Source organism: Peribacillus sp. QJM3NY_7 (assembly GCF_056173225.1).
This window is the reverse complement of record NZ_CM149663.1, coordinates 4207888-4234150: the sequence shown is the minus strand read 5'-3', so window position 1 is coordinate 4234150 and position 26263 is coordinate 4207888. Positions and strand designations below refer to the sequence as shown.

The 26263-nt window shown below is 40.8% G+C and carries 26 protein-coding genes and 1 other annotated feature; of the genes, 17 read left to right on the top strand and 9 right to left on the bottom strand.

Annotated elements, in window-relative coordinates; all coding sequences use genetic code 11:
• The first annotated feature begins 6 nt into the window (after positions 1 to 6).
• Positions 7 to 567 (top strand): peptidoglycan-binding domain-containing protein, encoded by a 561-nt coding sequence (locus tag AC0VX1_RS20310; protein WP_057276876.1) that lies wholly within the window; start codon positions 7 to 9, stop codon positions 565 to 567.
• Positions 568 to 1060: 493 nt separating this feature from the next.
• On the opposite strand, the gene AC0VX1_RS20305 is transcribed toward AC0VX1_RS20310, so the two are convergent.
• Positions 1061 to 1507, bottom strand: coding sequence for a hypothetical protein (locus tag AC0VX1_RS20305; RefSeq protein WP_475468591.1), 447 nt, complete (start codon positions 1505 to 1507; stop codon positions 1061 to 1063).
• A gap of 214 nt (positions 1508 to 1721) precedes the next feature.
• Between AC0VX1_RS20305 and AC0VX1_RS20300 the strand changes: the two genes are divergently transcribed.
• The gene (locus AC0VX1_RS20300) at positions 1722 to 3149 is read left to right on the top strand and encodes a phospholipase D-like domain-containing protein (protein ID WP_475468590.1); all 1428 of its coding nucleotides are present in this window, start codon (positions 1722 to 1724) and stop codon (positions 3147 to 3149) included.
• A 125-nt stretch (positions 3150 to 3274) separates the two neighbouring features.
• Positions 3275 to 4126 carry an MBL fold metallo-hydrolase gene (locus AC0VX1_RS20295; RefSeq protein WP_475468589.1) on the top strand — a complete coding sequence of 284 codons (852 nt, stop codon included), beginning with the start codon at positions 3275 to 3277 and terminating at the stop codon, positions 4124 to 4126.
• Positions 4127 to 4166: 40 nt separating this feature from the next.
• On the opposite strand, the gene AC0VX1_RS20290 is transcribed toward AC0VX1_RS20295, so the two are convergent.
• The 6 genes from AC0VX1_RS20290 to kynU all read right to left on the bottom strand — a co-directional run bounded on the left by AC0VX1_RS20290 (position 4167) and on the right by kynU (position 9789).
• Positions 4167 to 4514 carry a hypothetical protein gene (locus AC0VX1_RS20290; protein ID WP_475468587.1) on the bottom strand — a complete coding sequence of 116 codons (348 nt, stop codon included), beginning with the start codon at positions 4512 to 4514 and terminating at the stop codon, positions 4167 to 4169.
• Positions 4515 to 4658: 144 nt separating this feature from the next.
• On the bottom strand, positions 4659 to 5291 hold the full coding sequence (locus AC0VX1_RS20285) for a LysE family translocator (protein WP_098866059.1): 633 nt from the start codon (positions 5289 to 5291) through the stop codon (positions 4659 to 4661).
• A gap of 148 nt (positions 5292 to 5439) precedes the next feature.
• On the bottom strand, positions 5440 to 6063 hold the full coding sequence (gene kynB / locus AC0VX1_RS20280) for an arylformamidase (protein ID WP_475468585.1): 624 nt from the start codon (positions 6061 to 6063) through the stop codon (positions 5440 to 5442).
• A gap of 38 nt (positions 6064 to 6101) precedes the next feature.
• Complete coding sequence (gene kynA / locus AC0VX1_RS20275; RefSeq protein WP_063575355.1) at positions 6102 to 6956, bottom strand: tryptophan 2,3-dioxygenase; 855 nt, start codon at positions 6954 to 6956, stop codon at positions 6102 to 6104.
• Between the two features lie 46 nt (positions 6957 to 7002).
• Positions 7003 to 8424: an amino acid permease gene (locus AC0VX1_RS20270; protein WP_475468582.1), complete on the bottom strand. Its 1422-nt coding sequence runs from the start codon at positions 8422 to 8424 to the stop codon at positions 7003 to 7005.
• A gap of 87 nt (positions 8425 to 8511) precedes the next feature.
• Positions 8512 to 9789 (bottom strand): kynureninase, encoded by a 1278-nt coding sequence (gene kynU / locus AC0VX1_RS20265; RefSeq protein WP_054399874.1) that lies wholly within the window; start codon positions 9787 to 9789, stop codon positions 8512 to 8514.
• Between the two features lie 172 nt (positions 9790 to 9961).
• On the opposite strand from kynU, the gene AC0VX1_RS20260 reads away from it, so the two are divergent.
• From AC0VX1_RS20260 to AC0VX1_RS20235, 6 genes are all read left to right on the top strand, one after another.
• On the top strand, positions 9962 to 10576 hold the full coding sequence (locus tag AC0VX1_RS20260) for a TetR/AcrR family transcriptional regulator (protein WP_145504503.1): 615 nt from the start codon (positions 9962 to 9964) through the stop codon (positions 10574 to 10576).
• A gap of 432 nt (positions 10577 to 11008) precedes the next feature.
• On the top strand, positions 11009 to 11356 hold the full coding sequence (locus tag AC0VX1_RS20255; protein ID WP_034309581.1) for a lmo0954 family membrane protein: 348 nt from the start codon (positions 11009 to 11011) through the stop codon (positions 11354 to 11356).
• A gap of 19 nt (positions 11357 to 11375) precedes the next feature.
• Complete coding sequence (locus AC0VX1_RS20250; protein ID WP_034309579.1) at positions 11376 to 12011, top strand: PspA/IM30 family protein; 636 nt, start codon at positions 11376 to 11378, stop codon at positions 12009 to 12011.
• Between the two features lie 157 nt (positions 12012 to 12168).
• Positions 12169 to 12915, top strand: a complete 747-nt coding sequence (gene liaF / locus AC0VX1_RS20245; RefSeq protein WP_063575359.1) for a cell wall-active antibiotics response protein LiaF — start codon at positions 12169 to 12171, stop codon at positions 12913 to 12915.
• The gene (locus AC0VX1_RS20240; protein WP_034309574.1) at positions 12912 to 13958 is read left to right on the top strand and encodes a sensor histidine kinase; all 1047 of its coding nucleotides are present in this window, start codon (positions 12912 to 12914) and stop codon (positions 13956 to 13958) included. Before liaF ends, AC0VX1_RS20240 begins: the two co-directional genes overlap by 4 nt.
• Positions 13951 to 14592, top strand: coding sequence for a response regulator transcription factor (locus AC0VX1_RS20235; RefSeq protein ID WP_034309572.1), 642 nt, complete (start codon positions 13951 to 13953; stop codon positions 14590 to 14592). The genes AC0VX1_RS20240 and AC0VX1_RS20235 overlap by 8 nt, the downstream gene beginning before the upstream one ends.
• A 487-nt stretch (positions 14593 to 15079) precedes the next feature.
• Here AC0VX1_RS20235 and AC0VX1_RS20230 read toward each other — a convergent pair whose 3' ends face one another.
• Positions 15080 to 16243 carry an MFS transporter gene (locus AC0VX1_RS20230; protein WP_048679493.1) on the bottom strand — a complete coding sequence of 388 codons (1164 nt, stop codon included), beginning with the start codon at positions 16241 to 16243 and terminating at the stop codon, positions 15080 to 15082.
• Between the two features lie 189 nt (positions 16244 to 16432).
• Here AC0VX1_RS20230 and AC0VX1_RS20225 point away from each other — a divergent pair, with 189 nt between their 5' ends.
• From AC0VX1_RS20225 to AC0VX1_RS20205, 5 genes are all read left to right on the top strand, one after another.
• Positions 16433 to 16666: a hypothetical protein gene (locus tag AC0VX1_RS20225; RefSeq protein WP_454861636.1), complete on the top strand. Its 234-nt coding sequence runs from the start codon at positions 16433 to 16435 to the stop codon at positions 16664 to 16666.
• A 185-nt stretch (positions 16667 to 16851) separates the two neighbouring features.
• Positions 16852 to 17340 (top strand): hypothetical protein, encoded by a 489-nt coding sequence (locus tag AC0VX1_RS20220; protein WP_475468575.1) that lies wholly within the window; start codon positions 16852 to 16854, stop codon positions 17338 to 17340.
• 348 nt (positions 17341 to 17688) lie between these two features.
• Positions 17689 to 17925 (top strand) — a binding site (T-box leader).
• A gap of 59 nt (positions 17926 to 17984) precedes the next feature.
• On the top strand, positions 17985 to 19334 hold the full coding sequence (locus AC0VX1_RS20215) for an amino acid permease (protein ID WP_475468573.1): 1350 nt from the start codon (positions 17985 to 17987) through the stop codon (positions 19332 to 19334).
• Positions 19335 to 19561: 227 nt separating this feature from the next.
• Entirely contained in the window at positions 19562 to 20218 is a 657-nt protein-coding gene (locus tag AC0VX1_RS20210) for a phosphatase PAP2 family protein (RefSeq protein ID WP_057276856.1), read from the top strand.
• Between the two features lie 153 nt (positions 20219 to 20371).
• On the top strand, positions 20372 to 21574 hold the full coding sequence (locus AC0VX1_RS20205; protein ID WP_475468571.1) for a hypothetical protein: 1203 nt from the start codon (positions 20372 to 20374) through the stop codon (positions 21572 to 21574).
• A gap of 137 nt (positions 21575 to 21711) precedes the next feature.
• Here the strand turns inward: AC0VX1_RS20205 and AC0VX1_RS20200 are convergent, their stop codons facing one another.
• Positions 21712 to 23100 (bottom strand): L-cystine transporter, encoded by a 1389-nt coding sequence (locus AC0VX1_RS20200; RefSeq protein WP_413010576.1) that lies wholly within the window; start codon positions 23098 to 23100, stop codon positions 21712 to 21714.
• Between the two features lie 284 nt (positions 23101 to 23384).
• On the opposite strand from AC0VX1_RS20200, the gene AC0VX1_RS20195 reads away from it, so the two are divergent.
• The 3 genes from AC0VX1_RS20195 (at position 23385) to AC0VX1_RS20185 (ending at position 26261) form a co-directional block, all read left to right on the top strand.
• A complete protein-coding gene (locus tag AC0VX1_RS20195; protein ID WP_475468568.1) occupies positions 23385 to 23894 on the top strand; it encodes a GNAT family N-acetyltransferase in 510 nt (169 codons plus the stop codon).
• Between the two features lie 207 nt (positions 23895 to 24101).
• Positions 24102 to 24560 (top strand): VOC family protein, encoded by a 459-nt coding sequence (locus AC0VX1_RS20190; RefSeq protein ID WP_475468566.1) that lies wholly within the window; start codon positions 24102 to 24104, stop codon positions 24558 to 24560.
• A gap of 96 nt (positions 24561 to 24656) precedes the next feature.
• On the top strand, positions 24657 to 26261 hold the full coding sequence (locus AC0VX1_RS20185; RefSeq protein ID WP_098186252.1) for an ATP-binding protein: 1605 nt from the start codon (positions 24657 to 24659) through the stop codon (positions 26259 to 26261).
• Positions 26262 to 26263 lie beyond the last annotated feature (2 nt).

Genomic DNA, 26263 nt, shown 5'->3' with positions numbered 1-26263 from the left:
TTATATGTGTTGAAGAAAAAATTATTGGTCATGATTCCAACAGTTGCCTTGATGTTGGCCCCTTTAGGAACGGGGACTTCAAATACCGAAGCGGCATCAAAGGGAAGTCAAATCCAGAAAATCGAAACGAAGGCGGAAACGCGCCCGACCCTCAAGAAAGGCTCACGTTCAAGTTATGTAAGAGACTTACAGCAAAGCCTTAAAGATGTTAAATATCATGTAGGTGTTGATGGGATTTTCGGTACCCAAACACAAAATGTGGTAAGGGAGTTCCAAGTGGATCATAACTTAGCTTCAGATGGTATCGTCGGACCGAAGACATGGGCTGCTTTAGATGAAAATAAGGTGGAAAGAAGACAGTTCACGGAGAAAGACGCGATCGCGTTAGGGAAGAAGAAGCTTGGCAGCAACATCGTATTCAGCGGTGATGGCAGATTGCTGAAAGATGGCAAGGGAAAATCATATTATAACTTTAAAGCAGCTAATAAAGATTGGATCGATCAAGGCGGTACAGGAACGATTGGGTGGTTCCACATTTATAAAGATGGCCGTGTAGTGGAACAATAAAGGATATATATGCAAAAATGGGTTCTCACTTTTAGTGGGATTTTTTTATGTGAAGCATCAAGAAGACTAAATGCATCTATTTTTGGCTATAAATAACAAGTAAATACAGATATAATAGTAAATGGACAGCAATTTGGTATAGTGGGCAGCGGTCACTCCTTTTCAGAAAGGGGGTGTCGCTGGTGATTTCTATTATGGACGGACTGATGCTAATGATTTCATTTGCCTCTTTAATCGTCGCAGTAATCGCGGTTACATTAAAAAAGTAACCCCCTCCATACCATCCGGCCAGATGTATGTAGGAAAAGGGTTACTTTCATGATCGAGTAGCAACTGACTTACCACAGAAAGCCGCTGCTCTTTATGCAGTTTGCTGTTCATTGAGACGCTGGTTTAACCAGTGTCTTTTTTTTATATTTATTATTATATCCTCATTTTCCCTATACATTCAACTAAAAAACCTGGATGAAATCTTGAATAAAAGTAAAATCAATTAGATTTTCGTTAATTTCCCGCCGTTTTCCAGTTTGAATAATTTCATTCCTTTATAAGATACAATCGAAGGAATCATACAAAGCAAGGCCATCGGTAAACAATAAAGAAGATAGAAGTGCCCTCCGTTTTCCAGCGAGGGAATAAAGGCTAAAGCAACTAAAAGTAAAGTGAAAAAAATGATCGCGAAAATCCCGAAAGATTGATGATAGAATGCGTGAATTTCCCTTCTTCGTTCCTCTTGGTTGGGTAAGGTCTTAACTGCTTTGTGCGTTCGAAGGAATAGGTACAAGGAGAACATTAGAAATAAAGCGGAAAATGGTAAAGCGATCGCAAATAATGAAACGTCAAGAATGGAAAGATAAAAGCTGGATAAAAAGAAAACTTCTGATACCCCTAATGCAAAACAATAATTGAAGATACTTATTCTATCAGGTTGTTTAAGCATGAAATCCCTCCTTCTATATCATATTATGCAACTGCTTTCATGTTCACCACTTTGTCACATTTAAAAAGAAAAAAAGTGCACCAAGAATCAAGCAAAGTGGGTCAGTGGCATCGCTCGCTAATTAGTCAGAATTATCAAGTATGCAGATGTTGAATAGAGTCTTTGCATTTTACGAATAGTAATAAAATATCGCTTAAAGGGGGGGGGGTGCTCAATGACTGTAAAAACGGCAATTAAGGGATTATTGCTTGTTCTTCTATTATATTTCCTTTATGTAGTTGTGACGGCTGTTGTTCTTTTCCCCAAAGCAGAAAAAGAAGAAGACAGGCCGATTAAACAGGTAAGTGAATATATGGGAGAGAAGGAAACCACCGTGGATCGTGTCCTGCTTTTCGAAGACGGTTATGAGTCTGGCCTCGCAAGAATGCGAATGATCCAGGAAGCAAAGCATTCAATCGATATCGCCTACTATGCTTTTGGAAAAGGTGAATCAACCGAGCTTTTTCTTGGAGCCTTGATTGATGCGGCTGACAGAGGTGTCAAAGTCCGAATCCTTCTGGATGGAATGGCTCATGGGCTTAGAGGTCAATTAAGCGGTGCCCGGTATGCATTGGCTTCACATGAAAACATTGAATTAAGATACTATGAAACCTTTAAGCCATTTAAGCCGTGGACCTGGCATAATCGCCTTCATGACAAGATCATCACGGTAGATGGAAAGCTAGGCATCATCGGAGGGAGGAATATTGCCGATAAGTACTTAGCAAGCAAGCCGCCGAGGAATTTTGTCTATGACAGGGATGTACTCATTTTCAATGCTAAAGAGGAGAAAGATAGTGTAATCGTTGAAATGAAGGACTATTTGAATGAATTATGGACCCATCCGTTTACGAGCGATGTTTTTTCGGACCTGTCAAAAAGGCAAATGGAAAAAGGAAAACGCGAAAGAAATGCATTAGTGAAAAAATACAGCAAAGCTTTGCGCACTGAAACCGATTTCGTGAAACCAGTCGTCGATTGGAGCAAGGCTACAACACCTACTAAAAAAGTGTCCTTCATTCATAATCCAATCGAACGTTTCAATAAATACCCTTTTGTGTGGAGCTCTTTATTGGATATTGCGGCGAATGCCAATCAATCGGTATTTATTCAAAGTCCCTATATTGTTCCTGCGGATGCCTTGAAGGAATATGTACCGAAAAAGATGGATTCAAAGGCTGATTGGACGATACTTACCAACTCGACGGCATCAACCCCGAATGTGATCGCTTTTTCCGGATACTTGGCGCTTAGGGATAGTATCGTTGAAACGGGGGCAAGGCTTTATGAATATTCAAAGCCTTATTCTTTGCATGGTAAATCGGTTGTCTATGATCAACGATTAAGTGCAGTGGGTTCCTACAATTTGGATTCTCGATCTGCCTTTTTAAATACAGAATCGGTGGTGGTCATCGATAGTGAAGCATTTGCAGCGCAGTTGACAGGAGCCATCGAGTTGAAAATGTCGAATAGTACACTCATTGCGGACAATAAAAAATATATAGAAACACCTGAAGATCAGAAAAAGGAAGAGTCTTTTTTTAAAGCTACCTTTTTAAATGCCCTATCGAAAATTACGGTATATTTCAATAGGTTCATTTGAAACAAAAAGACAGCAATCTCAGTGATTGTTGTCTTTTTATCCTTTTGCGGAGATTATCTTATGAATACATATGTAATTTGCTATACTTGAGCAAGCTAACTACAACAATTAAGGAGAACGGAAACATGCAAACATTACAACACCTATCGAAACATATTGCCTACCTGCCGCCAGTTCAGGAAACGGATCGCCCGGTTCTTGCCGCCGTGACGGGAAACAAGAAAACGCTCATCATCGATGCCGGTAACTCTGTCAGGCATGCACAGCTTTTTGAGGACGAATTGCACCGGAATGATATAAGCGGGAATCTCCTCGTGCTTACCCATTCCCACTGGGACCATGTATTCGGGCTGGAGAATATGAGGATTCCGGTGATTTGTCAGGAAAAAACATACAAGAGCATTAAAGATATGCAGCAGCTTTCATGGGAAGATCAGGCCCTTGATCAACGGGTCGAAGAAGGGACGGAGATTCCCTTTTGTGCCGATGCAATCAAATTGGAACATGGGACGAATAGAGAGATTTCCCTTCCCCTGCCCGATATCATCTTTGAAAAAACGATGACGATCGATCTCGGCGATATAACCTGTGTCATCGAACATGTCGGCGGCGACCATGCCAATGATTCCTGCATCATTTATATACAGGAGGAAAAGACCTTATTTTTGGGAGACTGCCTGTATGCCAATCTTTATGCGGAAAAATGGAACTATACGGCTGAACAGGCTTTACTGCTTCTTAAGAAAATAGAAGCCTATGATGCCGAAACCTATATACTTTCCCATCATGATCAGCCTCGCACGAAACTGGAGATGGAGGCGGAGCTTAAGCTAATGAAAGAATGTGCCAGAGCGGTGGTCGAACATCGGGGAAACCGGGCTTTAATGGAGCAGGAATTGGCTAAAGAATTAAAGCGGGGTTTAACTGAGGACGAGCTCGAAACGATTGGATTTTTCGTGAATGGGTATGTTGAGTGACTGAACTCTAAAGTGGGGTAGGAGCTCGGCATTATTGAGCTCATACCCAGGCCGATAAAAAAGAGATAATAAACGTTATTAGTGCTGAAAGGGTGAGAACTGATAGGATGCCTGATATGATTTTCCCTGCTTTTGCTCCTCTATTATCAGGATATATATGACCAATAATAAAGGAGGGGATGAAATATATAGTCGAATAGAACACTGTATAATGAATACCTGAATCTCCATTTGACCAGGAGCTAAGTCCGATAGTATGTAAAATATGATCTCCCATGCAAGATTTATCGCCAAATTCAAACGTAAACAATATTCCCAATAAACATAGCACGAAAGAAAGCGAACCTAATCCGATATCTTTTGTTTTCTTAACTTCAATGGTTGCCATGTTCTTTTTCCTCCTTGTATCAAAAACCAAATTATGGTTTTTTTGTAACATAACTCAGCAAGTACTTAAATCCCTACACCTGACCGGAACCCCGATATATTAAAACTGCACCTCCAATGTCTAACAATTAGGGTGCAGTTCAAATTAATTATGAGCTTTTTCTAGAGCTAGTTTTATCCCGAAACCAATCAAGACTGTCCCGGTTATTCCCTCGAATATCGCTTGGGTTCTAGGCTTTTTCATAAAAGCACTGATCTGGTTCAGCAGATAGATATAAAATACAAACCACAACGCAGTTAAAACGGTATACGTCATGCCCATGATCAGGAACGGTAAAAACGTATCATTCCCCGGATTCACGAACTGAGGCAAAAACGTTAAAAAGAAGACGGCCACTTTAGGGTTCAGCAGATTGGTAAGGAACCCTTGCTTAAAGCATGACTGGTTTTCGTACTTACTTTTGACCGTCGTTTCCGCCGCTGCGGCCACTTGCTTATTCCTTAATCCCCATAGTGTCTTGAAGCCTAGATATACCAAGTAAACGGCACCGGCATATTTGAAGATGGAAAATAATAAAGCGGATTTCACAATGATCGCTGAAAGTCCGAACACGGCAGCAGATGTATGGATGAGCAGGGCACAGCATGTGCCGAACATCGTTTTAAAACCTCCCGATGTCCCCACGGTAACGGTATTCCTTGTGGCTATTGCTGTATCTGGACCGGGTAAGATGATGAGAAGGATGCACATGATGATGAATAAATAAAAGTTTTCCATATTCGGACCTCCACTCTTAGTGATGAATTCTGAAAATTATAACATAGATGCACGTGGTTTAGGGAGATAAATTTGATAGCTAATGATTACAACAAAAAACAAGCCAAATCAGTTTTTGATCTGGCTCGTTTTTTTGAAAACATTTTGTTTAGGGCTTTTTCAACACAGCACGTACCGGACTTCCATCTGCTTCAACTAAAGGAAGAGGGAGGGCTGCCAACTCATAATTACCCGGTTCGATGCCGTCTAATACAAGTCCTTCCAAAATGTGAATGCCATGATCGGCAAGTTCATGGTGGGCAGACAGCTCTTTACTATCCAGTGGATCTACTGATGGTAAATCAAGTCCAATTAGACGGACGCCGTGTTCTGAAAGATATGCCGCTAATTCTGGCTGGATATGTGGAATGGTTTGTGGAAACACACTTCGATCCTTCCATGCATCCGTGCGAATTAACAGACGGGTAACGCCTTGTAGAGCTAAATGGGATAATTCATCGACTCCGATGCTTGTCTTGTTTGGTAAATGGATAACTTGGGCATTTCCCATATATAAGTCGAGATCCAAATCTATCACTCTTTTTCCATCATCATCAAAATGAAAAGGTGCATCAATGTGGGTACCGGTATGGATACTCATATTGATTTGACCTACATTGACAGATCCGCTCTGTTCTTTACTCCAATTGACTTTATAAGAGAAAGGTGTATCTCCAGGCCAGACTGCAACGTTATCATCCAGACGTTGTGAAATATCAATCCATGTCCCCATGCATTTACCTCCGTCTCTACTGGCTGTTTTTGTATATCTTATAGCTTCGTTCTTAGACTCCATAGCTCTGGGAAAAAGTGTTGATCCAGTGCTCTTTTTAAATACGTTACACCTGATGATCCGCCCGTTCCTTGTTTATTACCAATAATCCTTTCCACTGTGGTCATATGATTAAAACGCCATAATTGCTGTTGATGGCCGATGTCCACTAACTTCTCGCCCAGCTCATATAAGTCCCAATATTGCTCAACATCGCGGTAAACTGTCAGCCATGCCTCTTCTACACTGGCATTTGGTTCATATCTTTGGGACCAATCCCTGCTGAGGGCTTCTTGATCAATAGGTAATCCGCGTGCCACAAGAGCATTGATCGCCGCGTCATATATACTTGGCTCATGAAGGGCCTGCTGCATTTGCTCGTATAAATCCGTTTGGTGCTGATAGACGGATAGCGTATGGACATTCTTGTTTCCTAATGCAAATTCAATCAAACGATTCTGGTAAGATTGGAATCCGGAAGATTGTCCCAGTTTATCCCTGAACTCCATATATTCAGCCGGTGTTAAAGTTGAAAGGACATTCCATGACTGGATCAATTGCTGCTGAATCCTCGAAACGCGAGACAGCATTTTAAACGAAGGTTCCAACTTGTTTTGGCGGATGGACTCAGTTGCTGCTGTCAATTCATGTAAAATGAGCTTCATCCATAGCTCACTCGCTTGATGGATAACGATAAATAGCATTTCATCATGATGATCGGAGCATCTATGCTGACTGGTTAAAATCTTATCAAGGTGGAGGTAATCCCCGTAAGACATCGATTTTTGAAAGTCGGTTTGAATTTCTTTCTCTAAACCCGTTATTGTTTGTTCATTTTTATCTGTATTCTTCATTCCGCAATCTCCTCACTTTTCGGAAAAAACTATTTATTCCGCTATTCTATTCTATCTTCTTTTCCAGAGATTCTTCCATTACATTATGGTTAATATTTCTTCTTTTTGAAATAAAATAAGCAACAGCTAAAAAAAGTAACCAAGGAATCCCGAATTGAAGCATGATTTTGAAATCCGTAAACCATGACGTAATCATCAAACTGAATAGAAGAACGGCTCCTAGTATCGTTAAATAGGGGAAACCGATCATCCTAACAGGTAATTTGCGTCCGCCGGTTTTCTCCCATTTCACCCTGAAAAACAAATGGGAAATGAAGATCATGAGCCATGTGAACATGGCACCGAACATGGAAATTCCCATCATGAAAGCATAGGATGAACCAGGAAGTAACGCATGAACGCCTGCAGCGATGAAAATCCCCGTTGAAGAGACAGCAAGGGCTTTCGTAGGAACACCGCTTTTGTTTAACTTTCCTAAAAAGGTAGGTGCATGTTTTCCGCGTGCCAATGAAAACATCATCCGTGTTGAAGCATAGAGCTGAGCGTTCATGGCAGATATGGCAGCCGTTAGAATAATAAAGTTCATGATCCCGGATGCACCTGGAATGTTCAGGATTTCCATCACTTTTACGAATGGGCTTACCTCGATCCCGGCCGTTTTCCAAGGAACGATCATCAGCATGATGCCGATTGTCAGCACATAGAAAGTGGATAAACGGAACACAGTCGCTTTTAATGCTTTTGGGACGGCGGCATCCGGATCTTTTGCCTCCCCTGATGTAACCGCTATCAATTCAGTTCCAAGAAAGCTGAATAAAGAAATAAATACGGCTATCCACATCCCCTTCAAACCAAATGGGAAAAAACCGCCTTCATTCACGAAGTTTTCCGGTCCTATATGCGGCTGTTCGGATGAACTGAACAGTACATAGGCTCCAAGTAGGATAAAACCAACAATGGCACTTATTTTAATAAAGGAGAACCAATACTCAAATGTCGCGAATGTATTCACGCTGGTAGCATTTACATAAATCAAGACACCTGCAAACAACAATATCCATACGATTCCCGGCACGTTCGGAAACCAATAATTCATATATACGCTGACTGCACTTACTTCAACCCCAACAGCCAAAACATTGCCAATCCAATAGGAATAGCGGACAAGATAGCCTGCCATTGGACTCATGTACTTTTCCGCAATGGCCCCAAAAGATCCGGAAGTAGGGTGGGCAACCGTCATTTCGGCTAAACAGCCCATCAATAGTAAGACAATGAACGCCCCAAGAGCATAGCTGAGCAATACACTTGGCCCTGCCGCTTGAATCGCAAGTCCGCTGCCAAGAAATAGCCCCGTCCCGATGGCACACCCCATCGCGATCATGGAGAGCTGACTTGTTTTCAGCTCTCGCTTTAATCCTTTTTCTGGCTCATCTTTAAAGTTCAATTGAGTATTGTTTTTCTCCATAGTTCATCTCCTTTTTATCAAAAAGATTTTATCCTGCCCTAATTAATCAACCATTTGAGGGATGAGCCCCATCTGCGGAACTCCGGGTTATGCGACCACTTCACGCTCATTCTTGTATTTTTCATATTGTTTTTCTGACATGATTTTCTTGAGTATTTGTACAACTTCCCAAACTTCCGCATAAGAAGTATAGAGTGCAACCGGGGCGAGGCGAATGATGTTAGGTGCACGGAAATCGGGAATGACACCGTTCTCTTTCAATGCCTTGCATATCCGTGCAGCTTCTTTATGCTCAAGGCTTACATGACCTCCGCGGCGGATGTCTTCTCTGGGAGTTCCAATGAAAAATCCCATGTCTTCCAATTCGAATTCGACTAAATCCATTAAATATTGATTGATTTTCAAGGATTTTTCACGAATATTTTCAATTCCAGCTTCTATGAAAATGTCCAAAGACCCAATCAAAGGTGCACAACTTAACACATGCGGCGTGCCAATTTGATACGCTCCTGCTGATTCAGCTGGTGTTAAAGTATGTTCCATATCGAATTGTTTATCTTTTTTGGAGCCGAACCATCCAGCCAATCCAGGCATCGTCCCAAAATGTTTTCGATTTACATATAAACCGCCAACACCGCCAGGACCGCCATTTAAATGTTTATAATTACACCAATACGCAAAATCCACATCCCATTCGCTGAATGAATGCGGGATGGCACCGATGGAATGACATCCGTCAAATCCGATTACAATGCCTCTTTTATGAGCTTCATCAGTCAATCGTTTCATATCCAGTATTTGACCGCTGCGATACAGGACCGTTGGCAAGATGATCAAAGCGATGTCATCGGTCATTGCTTCGATGATGTCATCTTCTTCAAGAAATCGGCCATCACGGCTTTTCACGCGGATGAGATCGGTTTCCGGATCGTATCCATGTGTACGCAGCTGACTTTGAAGAGCATAAATATCAGTCGGGAAGGTTAATTCATCAGCCAAAATCTTTCTGCGCATTCCTTCAGGCTTATAAAATGTAGCTACAAGCTGATGCAGATTTACAGTTGTGGAGCCGGTTACTATAACTTCCTCGGGAGAAGCTCCGACCAATTGGGACATCTTCGCGCCCAATTTCTCAGCCATGAAAAACCATGGGTGATTCCCTTGCGTCCATCCATCAATCCCATGCTCTTTCCAATCTTCCAAAGACTCCAGAAGTGTGCGTTCAGCCCTTTTCGAAAGAAGCCCCAATGAGTTTCCATCCATATAGATGGAATCCGGCTTTAAATAAAACTCTTCTCGAAAACCTTTAAGCGTATCATTTTCATCCATTTGTTTAGCGTGATCCAATGTATATTCAGAAACCATAATCATCCTCCTATATTAGTTTTTTTAAAATTCTAGGAGAATCGTACCAAAGAATATGACACGGTGTCAATAAGTTAATTCAGAAAATTATAAACATTCAAGCTGGCATTCCAACAAATGTTTTTTATTTTATGGAAATCCTTTATGCTAGAAGATAAAGGGAGGAATAAGCATGGAGAATGGCAAAACAGGGGATAAACGGCATTTACGCTCGATCATGACACGACAAAAGCTATTGGAAGCTGCAAAGGAAATATTTCTTGAAGAAGGTTATCAAGCTGCGCTTATTTCCCAAATGATCAAAAGAGCAAACATCGGATACGGGACGGCCTATGTTCATTTTAAAGGGAAAGAGGATCTGTTAATTGTATTAATGGAAAATGTAATGGAGCAATTCTATGAAATTGCCGAGACCTCTTTCTTTCCAAAATCAAAAGACGAAGCAAAACATATCATCAACAGACAAGCTAATGCATTTTTGAAAATGGCAGAAGCTGAACGTAACATGATGCAGGTCTTCGAACAGGCCATTGGGATATCAACCATTATTTCAGATAAATGGAAAGCGATCCGCATGAAGTTCATTCAGCGAATCTCAAAAGATGTGGCCTATGCACAGCAAAATGGACTGGCTAGAGCTGAACTAAACCATGAGCTTGTCGCAAGAGGATGGTTTTTCACAAACGAAATGTATCTATGGGAAATCGTGCGAAACGAACATCAAAGTTCAGTAGAAGAAATCGCTCAAACCATCACCTCAGTCTACGTCGAAGGCTTATATGTGTAATGATGATGGCAGCTAACCAATCTTCCGATTATATACAATCGGAAGATTTTTTTATTTTCAAAACTCACGAGTAAACTGCTCAAACTCACGAGTAAATAGCGCAAATTCACGAGTAAACTGCCCAAACTCACGAGTAAAGCGGCATAATTCACGAGTAAACTGCCCAAACTCACGAGTAAATAGCGGAAACTCGGGAGTATATCCTCAAACTCTGGTATATATCGCTCAAATTCACCTATATATCACTCAAACCCATGAATATATCGCTCAAACTTACAAGTAAGGGGCAAATTCCCGAGTGAAATACCCTCCTCATTAGCATCGGACTTATAGCGTCTACGCCTTAGGTCTTACTAGAAAATATAGCTAAGGCTCATTATACGAACCTGTAAAAGTAGATAAGATATAAACATAGAAAGGAGGACGAAAACAATGAAGAAATTTGGTTTATTTATTGTAGGACTGATCGCACTTTTCCTGTTGCTGGCGAACGTTGGTCCACTGATCAGTCTGGCGATTTGCTTGGCGATCCTATACTTTGGGTTCAAGCAGTTCATGAAGTCCGAATCGACAGGGGCGAAGATTGCGTGGGGATCAGTCTCCATTATCGTGCTGATCGTTTCTATTTCCCATATCCCGGCAATATTGGGACTGGTGGCAGCTTATGTTCTTTACCTGGTTTATAAAAAATGGAATGAAAATGATGAAAGTGCTTCATCGAAAGAAAGTGACCCATTCTCAAATTTTGAAAGAGAGTGGAAAGAGTTGAATAAGAACTAATAGAAGGGATGTAATTGGAATGGGTAATTTATTTTCAAGAATGAAACAAACGATTTCGGCTGATTTTCACGATCTGTTGGATAAAAAGGAGCAAAAAAATCCAATTGGGATGTTAAATCAATATTTGCGTCAATGTGAGCAGGAGACGGAAAAGGTCGGTAAGTTGCTTGAACGTCAGTATCTTCTGAAAGAAGAGTTTACGCGTGAATATAATCAAGCGCAAAATCTGGCTGAAAAACGTAAGCATCAGGCTGAGATTGCCAAGCAGTCGGGAGAGACCGATTTGATGGAGTTTGCTGTCAAGGAAAGCCTGCACTATGAAGAGCGTGCGCAAAGTTTGAAAGAGGCGCATAAAAGTGCAGAGGTACAGTTGGCTGAGCTGGAGCGGAAATATGAAGAAATGAAACATAAGCTGAAGGATATGCATCTAAAGCGGTTGGAACTGATGGGCAGGGAAAATATTGCCCGGGCAAACAACCGGATCAATCGGGTTTTGGACGGAGGCAGTTCCGAAGCTAAACCGGTAGCGATGTTTGAAGAAATGGAGCATTATATCGATCGCATCGAGCACCAGGTCCATACAGATTATAATCGGCATACGATCGATGCCAGGATTGTTCAGCTTGAAAAAGAATTGGAACAGAAAGAAGCGTAAAGTTTTTTTATGGAATCTCTGTCATCCCCTCGCCTTTTGGAATGGAGGGCGGGGGAAAACAGGCTGTCAGAACGTGACAATTTCATGGTATTCTTAAAAGGCACGGGTTTCTGTGCCTTTTAAGAATATCGTGATCATATAAAGGGGAGGCGAACCGATGTTGAACAAGATGAAGACGGACTATATGGGATGGATACTTCTCATCGGAGTCGTCCTGATTTTTTTAGAGATTGCATTTACGGGTGGAGGTCTCCTTTTTTCCCTCGCTTTTTCAATAGGATGCATCTATTTAGGCAGGAAATTCACAAAACGGACCATCGGGAAAATCCTATTTTTTATAGGGCTGATTTCGCTTATCATCAATGTCTTGAATATGTTCGTCTTTAAATTTTTCCTAATGGCGATCCTCATTTATCTTTTGTTTTTATATTATCAGTCCAAAAAGAATCCTGACTGGGTCAGTCCCATTATAACCAATGATGATTCGGACGAAGAAAAGATCAATAAGGAACGACTGCTGAAAACCGATTATCTATTTAAAAATAAGTTGTTTGGTCATCAACAAACGACCGAACATGTATATGAATGGAATTCCGTGAATGTTCAGGGCGGGGTCGGCGATACGGTTATCGATTTAAGCAAAACGATTTTACCGAAAGGCGATGCTGTCATTTCGATCAGGAATATCATTGGCAATATCACCGTCCTTGTACCGTATGGCATCGAAATCAGGGTCCATCATTCTGTCATTGCGGGCAGGGCGCGGATTTTTGAAAATAAACCTGAATCCAGGGTCTTTAATCAAATTTATTCCTACCAAACGGAAGGGTTCAATGAAACGGATCACAAGGTTCATATCATCACTTCAATCTTAGTTGGCGATTTAGAGGTGAAGCGGATATGAGCATAATGACACGGCAGATATTGACTGCCCTTGGTGTTGCTTTCGTTCTTTCCCTTGCTTTGCCGGCGATGGTTTTCTTCATCTTTCCTTTATCCGATTGGAGTGTATTGTGGGAGAAAGTGGTCATGGGATTACCCTTCGTCATATTTTTGCCAAGCCTGGTCATGACGGTAGGGCTGATTTATGGAGTCGTTTCGGGGATGTTTTGGAAGAGACAGCTTGAAAGGGTGGATGAAGGTCTGCATTTCCTTGAACAGGGCCGCTTACCCTCGCAACAGGAAACGTATCCAATTCAAGAGATGGCTAAAATGGAGGAACGGATGCAGCTGATCTATAAGCAAATCAATGAGCAGACTAAATTATCGCAAAAAATGGCGAATGAAAAGGCAATTGATCAGGAGAAACAGATCCAGGAAATCGTTTCCCAGGAACGAAACCGTTTAGCGCGGGAGCTGCATGATTCGGTGAGCCAGCAATTGTTTGCGGCTTCGATGTTCATGTCGGCCATCACCGAATCACAATCCGATATGGAAAAAACGGAAATGAAACAATTCAAGGTAGTGGAAGAAATGATCCATCAATCCCAGCTTGAGATGAGGGCGCTATTGCTTCACTTGAGGCCTGTTGCATTAAAGGGAAAATCTCTACATGAAGGAATGAAGGAGCTTCTTTTGGAATTGGCCCAAAAAGTGACGATGGATATAAATTGGAAGATGGAGCCTGTCACTCTGGATAAGGGGATTGAGGACCATCTGTTTCGGATTTTACAAGAATCGATTTCCAATACGCTGAGACATGCAAAAGCGAATTCACTTGAAGTGTTATTGATCGTCCGTGATGGAATGATCATTTTACGAATAACGGATGACGGCATCGGTTTTAACGTCGAGGAGTCGAAAACGGGATCTTATGGTCTGCAAAACATGCATGAACGGGCTGTTGAATTAGGCGGGACGATGCAAATTGTAAGTGTTCCGAATAAAGGAACGAAACTTGAAGTGAAAATCCCATTATTAAATGCTGGAGGTGATCATGATGATTAAAGTATTATTTGTCGATGACCATGAAATGGTAAGGATAGGGGTATCGGCTTATTTATCCGCACAGTCGGATATCGAAGTGATCGGGGAAGCGGACAATGGTTTGAAAGCTGTAGAACTGGCAATGGAATTGCGTCCGGATGTAATTTTGATGGATTTGGTGATGCCGGAAATGGACGGCATAGAAGCGACGAAACGAATTATTGAAAAATGGCCAGAAGCGAAAATCATCATTGTGACAAGCTTCCTGGATGATGAAAAAGTGTACCCGGCATTGGAAGCCGGAGCGACGAGCTATATGCTGAAAACATCAAAGGCCAGCGAGATTGCGAGAGCCGTCCGTTCCACTTTCCAGGGTCAAAGCGTACTTGAACCTGAAGTGACGGGAAAAATGATGGAAAAGCTGCGTCGCCCTAAAATCACCCAGCTTCATGATCAATTGACAAACCGTGAAATGGAAATTTTACTGCTGATGACACAAGGGAAAACGAATCAGGAAATTGCCGATGAACTATACATAGCCCTGAAAACCGCCAAAGTGCATGTCAGCAATATATTAAGCAAGCTTGCCGTGCAGGACCGCACGCAAGCAGTGATCTACGCATTTAAGCATTCACTCGTTCAAGAAGAAGAGTAAAGAGCGTCTATTTACCAATAGAGGAAAGTTTGGTATATTTAGGGAAATATCCCATCCTGTAAAGTTCATTCAAGGTTGCTGATGCAGCCTTTTTTACGGATTACAGGAAAAAAGCAGGTGAAATGATGTTAAGAGTGATTTTAGAATTATTGCGTATAATCACCATTATTTTCGTTATTGGAATGATTATGGGGCTCATCATTCATTCAATCTATGTTGATTTTTGGAATAACCGTAGAGAATACCACGGGCGGATGGATCGTTGGTATGGCAATTTTTCCATTACTTTATGTACTCTATAAAAACCGGCTTCAATTTTCAGGTTTCTATAAAAATGGCAAACAAGTAAAACTCTCAAACAGGACAACTGCTATACTGCTTTGCTCCTCTGTGTTAATGTTGACGGTTGCCCCTTTATTTCGCTAACGGAATGTAAAAAGAGCATGTTTTAATCAAAACATGCTCTTTTTTATACCGTTTTTTTAGATTATACCGCTTCCTCTGCGGTATCGAGCCTCGTTCCGTATATCCGATAAAGAACCAAAGCGAATACCATTCCTATAAAGGAGATGGAGGAAATGAACAAGTAAAGGGTCTTCCCGCCATATGCTCCATATATGGCTCCGCCTATATAAGAAGCAATGATTCCCGAAACCCCGAAGAATAGCAGCGCCAGTACGGTCTGGCCTGTGGCACGCCATTCCACCGGAACGATCCGGTACAGATATTGGATGGCCGCCGAGTAGAAAATCGGGAAAGTCAATAGCTGCATGACTTGCAAATAAGCTAATAGCTGTGGATCGGTAATCCACGCAGAGACGAAATAACGGATAAAGAAAAATGCAGCTGCAAACGAAATGATGATGATTTCCTTACCTTTGCGCAGCCACCAAAAGCTTAGGGCGAATACAACGATTTCACTTCCCGCCGCCAAGAACCAGGTCAAGCCTACAAGCTTGGCACTTCCTCCAAGTTCCCGGATATATACTCCAAGGAAGGTATCGTTCATCCTTGCTGGAACAGCACAGATAAAGACCAATAACAGAAAGAGAAGCGTCTCTTTATTGCTGAAAAAATGCTTAAGGCTGCTTAAGGTGACAGGTTTCCCTGAAACGGGAGCATCAGGCATCATCCAGCTGACGATGAAGCTGATCAAACCTATGCCTGCAAAAAGGAACGCAAGGCTGTTCGCTCCGAAATATGACATAACATAGCCGGTGATCAGCGATATGACCGCATAACCCAATGCACCATATGTCCGGATGGAGCCGTAGCTGATCCCGGATTTCTCTGCCATCGTAAAATTGAGGCTTTCCGTCAGGGGATCGATCGGCATCAAAAAGAAATATAGCAGCATGGCAAACAGGATGAGCTGAAGATAACTGCTTGAATCATAGAGGAAATAACCGATTACGCTCGAGAAAAAGATGAGTAACAACAGGACTTTTCGTATAGTCCTTGTTTTGTCGCTGATCATTCCCCATAAAGGCTGGGTAATGAGGGTGACAAAACCTCCTGTACCGATGATGAATCCGATTTGGGCTGGACGCAAACCTTGATCAGCCAGATAGACTGGGAGAAACGGAATGAAAATGGCAAGCAGTCCAAAATATAAAAAGTTAAAACTCTTTAATAATCGTATTGCTTTCATAAAAAATATGATACCTCACGTGTTCTATAGAGTGGATTGATTTCAGACCATGTTATTGTATCATTGATGACAGAATTTGAAAAAATAGTTTTAAATAGATTTGGTTTCGAGGGTAAATCTCACTTTTAAAATATGGATGTAAAAATGATAGAATTAACACTTATTGTTAATTGAAGAGGGTGTTAATTCATGGACCAGGACACAAAAGTGATTCAAGAGTTGCAGCAATTGAAGCAAAAAGTCGGTCATCTTGAAGACTTATTAACGCAGCAACAGAATAAGAAGGAAAAAGCAGGACCATTTCGAATCTTCCTGGACGCAGTAGGCTCACTGCTATTTGGATTAATTGTTGTAGGACCGGTTATAGTGATTGTCGTTGGGATTTTGATGGTGGCTGCATCATGGTTAGGGATGGGGTTTTAAACGTTTTAGGAGAGTCTGGGCTTTTATGAATATATTGATTTGATTAGATTAGGTGAACAGGAGAAGTGTTCGGTTATTCCAGTGGGAATTATTGATGATGGATAGGGGCAGGTTTTTTTCTATTTTTATTCGCGTCGAATGTATGATTTAAGTATTGCATCTTTTCTTAAAAGGGGGATTTTAAAGTGAAAGTAGTGCTACCTTTTGCAATAGCCATGATTGCACTTACAGGGTGTTCTGCAATAGCTGATAATGGAACCAGTGAATTGAAATGGTATAAAACCAAAGAAGAAACGATTAATCATGGCATTAAAGAAGAAAAGATGAAAAAAGAAGACATCATTGGAGAAGTTAGTGAAAACGGAGAAACATTTGTTATTTATAAGAAACAATTTGAAGAAGGCTTGGGAGTAGGGGTATCAAGCATAAGTGAGCAAGAAGGAAAGTTTGCTTGGTATGACCCTGATCAAGATGTTCTTGTTAAAAACGAAAAAGTCAAAAAGTATGCCTCCCAGATCAGTTGGGGAACAACAACACAATCAGGAAAGGATTTTACAATTTACACTGGATTAAGTGAAGATCAAAGTCCTATCGTTAAAACACAAACTAGTGAAGTAAGCCCTGCAATAGACAAGAAAAGTGGGATTTATTTCTATATAGAACCTGCTAAATAAGGCGTAAGAACATTTGTTGAATTTACGAAACTACTGGTAAATTGAGGGGATCCATAAAGGGCACTCTTTGTCTTTAGGAAACCTTGCATATACGCTTCAACTATTAGGGGTTCTTCATTTTCATCCTTTAATGCCATCTAATACTTGATTCTGCAGCTGCAGGATGTTCCTTAAGTGCTATTAAATTTGTATATTATTTGTCCGCCAGTATCCTATAATTGGATCAAGGGCTTTCACGATTTCCCCTAATTTGTTTCTATAAAAATATTATCCTAAGAAAGTTATTGACAAATTTACCTTGAGTCCGTATAGTATGGGATATTATTAAAAATATTCAGATATAATTTTTCAAACGCAATGAACAGGAGTAGTAAAAGCTCATTATTCGGTGAAGAGAGCTGCGGGTTGGTGCAACGCAGTCCAATGATACTTTGAACTTGCCTGGGAGTGGTAAAGCGAAAGATAGGAATGATTCCATTCTTTTGTTTTAACGATTGACCTTCGTTACAAGGTTTTTAAAGCAGGGTTCTTTAAAGAGCCAATAAGAGTGGTACCGCGGTAAGCTTAAGGCATATCGTCTCTTTCTTCATTTGATTATGAAGGAAGAGACGATATGCTTTTTTTGATTTTTGGGAGGTAAGGATATGGAAACGGACAAACGGAATTTACAGAGGACAATGACTTCAAGGCATATTACGATGATGGCATTAGGCGGTGCCATCGGGGCAGGTTTATTTAAAGGAAGCAGTTCAGCCATTGATATGGCAGGCCCTTCCGTAATCATTGCGTACTTGATAGGAGGCATCATCCTACTATTCATTATGCAAGGTTTAGCTGAAATGGCGGTCCGCAACAGCGGTGCACGAACATTCAGGGATTTGGTCCAATCGATCTTAGGAAAGTATCCTGCCTATTTCCTGGATTGGATTTATTGGAAAATGTGGGTGTTGAATATCGCGGCCGAATCAGTGGTTGCGGCGATTTTCCTTCAATATTGGCTGCCCGGATATCCAATCTGGATATTGGCATTAGCTGTTTCGGTTTTGGTTACTGCGGTTAACTTGCTGTCTGTAAAGGTTTTTGCTGAAACGGAGTACTGGCTTGCTTTAATTAAGATTACGGTCATCATTGTGTTCATCATGGCTGGATTATTGTTGCTGCTCGTTACTTTTGGTGATCATACCGCGGTCGGCTTTTCTAACTTGACCGAACATGGCGGTTTCTTTCCGAATGGATCGACAGGTTTGATCACGGCGATGCTGGTGGTAATCTATTCATATGGCGGTACGGAAATCATCGGGGTCACATTAGCTGAAACGAAAAATCCTGAAAATGTGGTTCCAAAGGCCGTTCGCAGTACATTGGTCAGGATCATTTCTTTCTATATCATTCCTTTTTTCATCATCGTTAGCTTAATTCCTTGGAACGAAGTAAACGGGGTGAAGGAAAGTCCGTTTGTAATGGTCTTTCAAATGATCGGGATTCCAGGTGCCGACCATATCATGAATGCCGTTGTCCTATTAGCGATCATATCATCGATGAACTCCGGGTTGTATGGTTCATCCCGCGTTCTGTATACACAAGCCGTGGATGGTCGCGTTCCGAAAATCTTTTCCCGTTTATCCAAGAGGAAAGTACCTGTTCCCGCAATATTGATGTGTACTTCCGCTTTATATGGCGGTGTATTGATTTCCTTATTTGCTGGAAGCAAGACCTTCGATTTCCTAATGGGTTCGCTGGGATATACCGTATTATTCATCTGGTTGATCATTGCTTTCGCCCATTTGAAATCACGTAAACAACAGTCCGGAAAAACAAGTGCCTATAGGGTAAAATGGTTCCCGTATACGACTTGGGCTGCGATCATCGCTTTAATAACGATTCTGATCGGAATCATTTTCACGACATCCATAGTCGTTACGATCATTACTCTTTGCATCTACATCTTCATTTCCTTAACGTATGTATGGAAAAAACGCCATAACAAAATCTAGAGATGGCGGAGTGATCACTTTTGCCTTCCCGCATATAAGTTTCATATCAAGCCGTGGTATATGCCATGGCTTTCGTTATGTATTCTTAGTCGGATTAAAAGTAAGAGATATCCATTTTACTAGTTCATGGGATTCATTAACTTTAGCGATTAAAAAGTTAATCCATTGAAAAATGTAGTATAATAATCTTTGGAAAAAAACTAATATATTGAAAGCCGGAGCGAGCTATGAAAAACAATTCCATACTATCCTTTCACCCGTTATATTATTTATTACTTTTGATGATTACTAGTTCCATCTATTCAATCATCAATCAATCTTCAGGTCATGCTGTCGATGTTACGACTATAATAGATAGGGAGATTCCCTTTATTAAAGAATTTGCCGTTCCTTATTTACTTTGGTATCCGTATATCTATGGATTGCTGATTTACTATTGCTTTGTTGACCGAAAGCACTATTTCGTCGGACTAGGCAGTTTGATATCGGGGAAACTTCTCTGTTTTCTTGTATATTGCCTTTGGCAAACGACAGTTCCGCGTCCAGAAGTCGTGGGCAACGATATCTTTGCCCAGTTAATGCGGCTCATCTATAGTCATGATCAACCTGTCAACTGCCTTCCCAGTATTCATGTACTGACCACATTCATCATGATGATCGTCGCCCATAAGCGGAAAGAAGAGCACAAATGGGAGTATGCCAGTGTCACTGCATTCGGAACACTGATCATCCTCTCCACGCTATTTACGAAACAGCATGCTGTATTGGATGCACTCGCAGGAATCCTCCTTGCATGCGGAGTATATGCAGCCGTCCAGTATACCTTCCATGCGCTACCTGGTTTTCAGGCCAATCATTACGCAGCGAGGCAAATTAAAAAGTGACCACAGGAAAAAGCCACTGTAAGAATATTCGCTCCCATGAGTTGATATGTTACAGTGGCTTTTTGTTTTTTTATTGAAAAAATTGGACATTTATGTAAATTGTATATGGTATTATGTTTTTAATCGAATGGAAACAGTGGAGGGAGGAAAAGAATGCCTCATCATCTTGATCGAATGGCTGAAGAATTGGTTAAAGCAAAGTTGGAAAATTATTGGCCGGGTTTTGAACTTGTTGCCTATGCATTATATGACAGAAGTAATGTTTATCTATTCAATCATCCTAAATTCAGTAACAATCCACCATGTACATATCATATTTTAAAGTGGGATACCGAGTTTGCTGCTGATACAATCATTATGTATGAAGAATATCCCACTGCAATTGTTAATATGGATCACTATAAGGAATATGAAGATTTGTTTTCAATTGCGGTTCATGAATTGTTTCACGGCTATCAATATATAAAGGATGAAAAACGGTTTCCCGATGAAATGCTGGGAATCACATATCCGTTGTCAAAAGAAAATGTGGAATTAAGAAATCAGGAACGAACAAATCTTTATTGTGCAATGTTGGAAAATGACCTAATTAACAAGAAACAATACCTTAATGCCTTCATTGCCCTAAGGGAAAAAAGAGCAGCCAAGATTGAAGAGTACCTGACATATGAAAATTTGATTGAAACCATCGAGGGACCTGCGTGGTATGTCGAATTGAAGGCTTACTCGGAGAAAAGCCCGCTGGATTACGCTTCAGTTTTAAAAAAGTATGCACAACAGCTAATAAACAAGTATGAATCCACTTCTAGTATTAGAAGTAGTTGTTATAGCTCCGGATTGTGTATGTGTTTGTTACTGGAGGAGCTTTCACCAGGCTGGATGGAAAGTTTTTTTGATAGAGAAGATACATTATATGACCTATTAAAACAGCAGTCCGGTGATGATATGGAAGATTCAATGGCTGATGTGAAGATAAGTCCTGAAACAGAAGAAGTCGTTAATTTTGCCCTGGAAAAGAGGATGAAAGCATTTGAAGAGTTTAATGAACAAGCAGGGATTCATTTATATATTGAAGGGAAAATGACTGCTAAATCCTTTGACCCGATGAATATCATCCCATTAGAAGATAGACTGTTACATAAGAGCTTTATAAAAGTAAGGATGAACAATGAAGATTTTTTGATTCAACAACCGGTTATTGCCCATGTTGATCATGGAATTCAAAACATAAATAAATTACATCTGATAGTAGGGAATGAACCCTTTGAAACCAATGATTCGCTAACCATTGATGGCGTTGGAGATATAAAGGGAAGATATAAGAAACAAAAAAATATCTGGCATGTACTTATTTAAAATGAATTTTATCTTAACTGGGTTCCAAGCATCAATCCCTTATTCCTTTTTGCACCAAGAATTTTGCTTGAATTGAATGTACAGCCTATAAAAAAGCATCGAACCTCCCATGACAGGAAGTCCGATGCTTTTTTCTTTTACATTTCAGCTTCAATTTTCAAAGATGTTTCTTCGCTGAACTGTTCTTTATCCAGGTCACCCGTTATTTTACTAGTCAGAATACCGGAAGTCATGCTTCCGCTGACATTCACGGCCGTTCTTCCCATATCGATCAATGGCTCGACGGAAATCAACAGGCCGGCCAAGGCGATTGGCAGGTTCATTGCAGATAATACAAGGATGGCAGCGAATGTTGCTCCTCCGCCTACACCTGCAACCCCGAAAGAGCTAATGGCTACGATGGCAATCAACATGGCGATAAAGGAAGGGTCTAGCGGGTTGATCCCAACCGTTGGAGCGATCATGACCGCTAACATGGCCGGATAGATTCCGGCACAGCCGTTTTGGCCGATCGACAAGCCGAAGGATCCGGCAAAGTTGGCAATACCTTCGGACACCCCTAGTTGTTTCTGTGTTTGGATGTTCAATGGCAGGGCGCCAGCACTTGTTCTTGAAGTGAAGGCAAACGATAATACCGGGAAAGCTTTTCTCAAATATACGATTGGATTCAATCCTGCAAGCATCAGCAATAGCAAATGGATGAGGAACATGACAATCAGGGCCACATATGAGGCACCTACGAATTTCCCTAATTTCAGGATGGCACCCAAATCACTCGTAGCTACCGTCTTCGTCATGATCGCCAAGATCCCGTAAGGTGTTAAACGCAGGATCAATGTTACTACGCGCATGATGATGCTGTGCAATGTATCTACTATTTTAGCAAAAAATTCAGCATGTTCAGGCTGTTTCCTTTTGACCCCTAAATAGGCAATCCCAAGAAATGCAGCAAAAATTACAACGGAAATGGTTGATGTCGGACGTGCACCCGTTAAATCAAGGAACGGATTGGACGGAATCAATTCAAGAATTTGCTGCGGCATCGTTTTATCCTGAATCGTACCGTATGTTTCCGATATTTGATCCCCGCGGCTTAACTCCGCTTCCCCTTGCTCAATTTGAACGGCTTCCAAATTGAATACAGTTGCCGAGGTAATCCCGACAGCAGCTGCAATCGCAGTCGTTCCAAGCAGGATTCCGATGATCAGGACACTGATCTTTCCAATATTGCTGGTCAGTTTCAATCTTGTGAATGCGGATAAGATTGAAATGAAGACAAGCGGCATGACGATCATTTGCAGGAACTTGACATAGCCGGAACCTACAATGTTAAACCAATCGACCGATTTAACGATCGCCTCTGACTGAGGTTCATAGAAATACTGCAAAAGAAGTCCGAATACAATTCCTAAACCAAGTCCAGTAAAGACCCTTTTTGTAAAGGAAATATGCTTCTTATTCATGTAAAATAAAACGCCTAAAAGAACGAGCATTATGGCAAGATTTAAAAACACATAACCAATCATATATATTCCTCCTAATTCCGATTAACCAAATGAGAATAATAAATATCTGAAGCCTATGATACATCATTCGTTGATTTTTTACCAGAAGAAAATAATTTATTTTTGACTTTTCAAGTAATTCATGTATTTATCTTTATTCAGGAACTGGATTTGAGGGAACAATAAGGGGATGCTGGATCAAGCCAGGGTACAAATCTTCATCTATCTATTTATCAGGAAGGATAAGCCCTTTGTTTTCTTGAATGATATATGCCTAGCGTTTTTTTTGAAAGGGTGAAAGAATGATGGATATATACATTGACAGGCTTAATGAACGGGATGCACAAGCGTTATTTACATTTGAATGCCATAATAGAAGGTTTTTCGAGCAAACGGTCCCAGGCCGGGGTGATGATTATTATAGCTTTGGAACGTTTGGAATCAGGCATAAGGAATTATTAAAAGAACAAGAAGAGGCCATCTCCTCTTTTTATTTGATTAAGGATGGTTCAGGCATAATCGTCGGCAGGATTAATCTTGTGGATATCGACCCCATCAAGGGTACGGCTCATGTCGGTTATAGAATCGGTGAAGCGTTTACGCAAAAAGGGATTGCGAATGAAGCTTTAAAGCTTTTGGTGAAGCGGGCGCCGGATTTGAATGTGACGCAAATACAGGCCAAAACGACAAGTGACAATATCGCCTCCCAAAAGGTTTTGGTGAAAAACGGTTTTGAACGGATTTCGATTAATGAGGAAATTGGTGCGGATTCGGGTCAAAAGCTAACATTCTTCCATTATAGTAGGAACCTTTAAATCCATTTCCTTCTATATAATAGAACGCATTCCATCTTTTAATTGTGAAAAGAGGGGGAGGTAGCGGCTGTCACAGAAAGGACCTTCCCTTTAAATTAACCGAGGATAGACCGCTTGATGGTCGCAAAGGACTTAAGAGTAGATAATTGCGAGATATTTTCCCTGCAAAAGAGTTCCTTTACTAAAAAGAAGAAAGGAGAATTTAATATGATAGAAGGTTTATATGAAGCCCATTTACCAGTCAAGAACCTGGACATCTCCATGGATTTTTATAAGAAAATAGGCTTGAAGCTAGCTTGGAGGGATGAAGATACTGCCTTTTTTTGGATCGAGGAAAACAAAAGCTGGGTCGGCTTATGGGAAGGGAAGGAATATCAAACTCCATACCACCCTTCACTAAGGCATATCGCCTTTCGGGTAACTTATGATAATATGAAAAATGCATTAACTTGGCTCAAATCCTTGCAAATTGAAGTCGTCCCTTTTGGAAAAAGGACAACGATTGAACCATTTGTACGGCCGAACCAAGGGAACGCTTCCGTCTATTTCAATGATCCCGATGGCAATAGTCTCGAACTTATGTGTTCGATAAAAGTCCCTGATGCATATAAGCATATGACCGAAAAATTTTCGCTTGAAAAATGGGAAGAACTATTAACCAGGTGAACTTTGTAAAGGGAAATTTCCCCGCCCAGTCTCAATCATTAATTATTTATAGAAGTATGAGCAATCAATATGGAAAGGCTTAGGGTAAAAATGTAGATGTTTAAAATTAGAGTGAACTTATTAACTCAAATGACATTGCTTATCATATTCGTAGTTTTCATCAGTACCTTACTTGTGAGCATTCTATTCTCTACATTGCTGGAAGACATCGTCGAAAACCATATGGGTAAGCAAGCAATGACGGTTGCCAAATTAGCGGCTCAAAATCCAACGATCATCCAGGGATTTAACGATGAACAGCCCTCAAAGGTGATTCAACCCGCATCAGAACTGATTCGTCAAACAACAGGGGCCGATTATGTGACCATTGCGAATCATAAAGGACTGCGATACTCCCATCCCAATCCAGAATATATCGGAAAGCCCACGGCTACTAGTAATGATGCAGTACTCAATGAACACAAAGCAATTATTTATCAAGGAAATGGGATATCCGGACCAGCGATTAAAGCTAAGGCGCCAATCTGGAATGATAAAGGGGAAGTTATCGGTGTTTCATCTGTAGGGTTTTTGGTAGAGAATGTGCAAGATCAGCTATCCAATTATAAAATGAAGATTATTCATTTGTCACTTATCCCAATCAGTGTAGGAATCGTGTGGGCAATATTTATAGCGCGACGCTTAAAAAAGCTTATTTTGGGTCTGGAGCCTGAGGAAATTTCTTTTCTTTTTCAAGAAAGGGAAGCGACACTTGATGCCATCCGATATGCTACCATTACGATTAATATAGAAAAACAGGTTACTTCCATGAATAAAAGAGCACGTGAATTGTTTCAGGATCATCAGCTTATGGTGGGAAAGCGGATTGTAAATGGACATTTAGAAAAACTCATCAAAATCGTAATCAGCACAAAAGAAGGACAGTTCAATCGTAAGTTACTCTTAGGCCAACAGCTATACATTTTGGATTTATCCCCTATCTTAAATCATAAGGACGTCAGGGGCATCGTTTTAACAATAAGGACAGTATCCGAAATTGAACAATTAACAGATGAATTTTCAGAAATCAAGGCCTTTTCAGAAAATATGCGGGCACAAAATCATGAGTTTTTAAATAAATTAAATACCATTTATGGATTACTTAGTTTAAAACAGTATGATAGGGCAATGAACATCATCTCTTCTGAAGTGAGAGAGAGGCAAGATATCATTTCGTTTCTTATGTCATCGGTAAAAGACCCTTTAATCGCTGCCTGTTTACTTGGAAAGATAAACCGTTCAAAAGAATTGCAGGTTATCTTGGAAATCGAGCAGGAAAGCAATTTAAACAGTTCATTAAAACCAGAGGATTCCCATCACTTGGTTTCCGTTATTGGTAATATCATCGATAATGCGATGGAGGCAGCAAGGCAAAAGAACAAAAATAAGGGAAAGGTCAAAGTTTCGTTTACGGATTTAGGAAACGAAATCATATTTGATATCGAGGATAACGGTCCTGGTATCCCTCATGCAATGGAGGATATTATTTTTACAGATGGTTATACGACTAAAAATGGGGAAAATCATGGGATCGGTTTGGCTATTGTGAAAAACTCCATTGGTCTTTTAAGCGGTGAGATTTATATTGATCGCAGTTATTTGGGGGGAGCAAGATTTACACTCGTCTTCCCGAAGGATATAAAAGGAGAAAAGGAGGCGTGAGA

Bases quoted from the DNA above. Each gene is read 5' to 3' on its own strand.
- AC0VX1_RS20305 (WP_475468591.1), bottom strand. From the start codon at position 1,507: ATGCTTAAACAACCTGATAGAATAAGTATCTTCAATTATTGTTTTGCA.
- AC0VX1_RS20300 (WP_475468590.1), top strand. From the start codon at position 1,722: ATGACTGTAAAAACGGCAATTAAGGGATTATTGCTTGTTCTTCTATTA.
- AC0VX1_RS20295 (WP_475468589.1), top strand. From the start codon at position 3,275: ATGCAAACATTACAACACCTATCGAAACATATTGCCTACCTGCCGCCA.
- AC0VX1_RS20290 (WP_475468587.1), bottom strand. From the start codon at position 4,514: ATGGCAACCATTGAAGTTAAGAAAACAAAAGATATCGGATTAGGTTCG.
- AC0VX1_RS20285 (WP_098866059.1), bottom strand. From the start codon at position 5,291: ATGGAAAACTTTTATTTATTCATCATCATGTGCATCCTTCTCATCATC.
- kynB (WP_475468585.1), bottom strand. From the start codon at position 6,063: ATGGGGACATGGATTGATATTTCACAACGTCTGGATGATAACGTTGCA.
- kynA (WP_063575355.1), bottom strand. From the start codon at position 6,956: ATGAAGAATACAGATAAAAATGAACAAACAATAACGGGTTTAGAGAAA.
- AC0VX1_RS20270 (WP_475468582.1), bottom strand. From the start codon at position 8,424: ATGGAGAAAAACAATACTCAATTGAACTTTAAAGATGAGCCAGAAAAA.
- kynU (WP_054399874.1), bottom strand. From the start codon at position 9,789: ATGGTTTCTGAATATACATTGGATCACGCTAAACAAATGGATGAAAAT.
- AC0VX1_RS20260 (WP_145504503.1), top strand. From the start codon at position 9,962: ATGGAGAATGGCAAAACAGGGGATAAACGGCATTTACGCTCGATCATG.
- AC0VX1_RS20255 (WP_034309581.1), top strand. From the start codon at position 11,009: ATGAAGAAATTTGGTTTATTTATTGTAGGACTGATCGCACTTTTCCTG.
- AC0VX1_RS20250 (WP_034309579.1), top strand. From the start codon at position 11,376: ATGGGTAATTTATTTTCAAGAATGAAACAAACGATTTCGGCTGATTTT.
- liaF (WP_063575359.1), top strand. From the start codon at position 12,169: ATGTTGAACAAGATGAAGACGGACTATATGGGATGGATACTTCTCATC.
- AC0VX1_RS20240 (WP_034309574.1), top strand. From the start codon at position 12,912: ATGAGCATAATGACACGGCAGATATTGACTGCCCTTGGTGTTGCTTTC.
- AC0VX1_RS20235 (WP_034309572.1), top strand. From the start codon at position 13,951: ATGATTAAAGTATTATTTGTCGATGACCATGAAATGGTAAGGATAGGG.
- AC0VX1_RS20230 (WP_048679493.1), bottom strand. From the start codon at position 16,243: ATGAAAGCAATACGATTATTAAAGAGTTTTAACTTTTTATATTTTGGA.
- AC0VX1_RS20225 (WP_454861636.1), top strand. From the start codon at position 16,433: ATGGACCAGGACACAAAAGTGATTCAAGAGTTGCAGCAATTGAAGCAA.
- AC0VX1_RS20215 (WP_475468573.1), top strand. From the start codon at position 17,985: ATGGAAACGGACAAACGGAATTTACAGAGGACAATGACTTCAAGGCAT.
- AC0VX1_RS20210 (WP_057276856.1), top strand. From the start codon at position 19,562: ATGAAAAACAATTCCATACTATCCTTTCACCCGTTATATTATTTATTA.
- AC0VX1_RS20205 (WP_475468571.1), top strand. From the start codon at position 20,372: ATGCCTCATCATCTTGATCGAATGGCTGAAGAATTGGTTAAAGCAAAG.
- AC0VX1_RS20200 (WP_413010576.1), bottom strand. From the start codon at position 23,100: ATGATTGGTTATGTGTTTTTAAATCTTGCCATAATGCTCGTTCTTTTA.
- AC0VX1_RS20195 (WP_475468568.1), top strand. From the start codon at position 23,385: ATGGATATATACATTGACAGGCTTAATGAACGGGATGCACAAGCGTTA.
- AC0VX1_RS20190 (WP_475468566.1), top strand. From the start codon at position 24,102: ATGATAGAAGGTTTATATGAAGCCCATTTACCAGTCAAGAACCTGGAC.
- AC0VX1_RS20185 (WP_098186252.1), top strand. From the start codon at position 24,657: ATGTTTAAAATTAGAGTGAACTTATTAACTCAAATGACATTGCTTATC.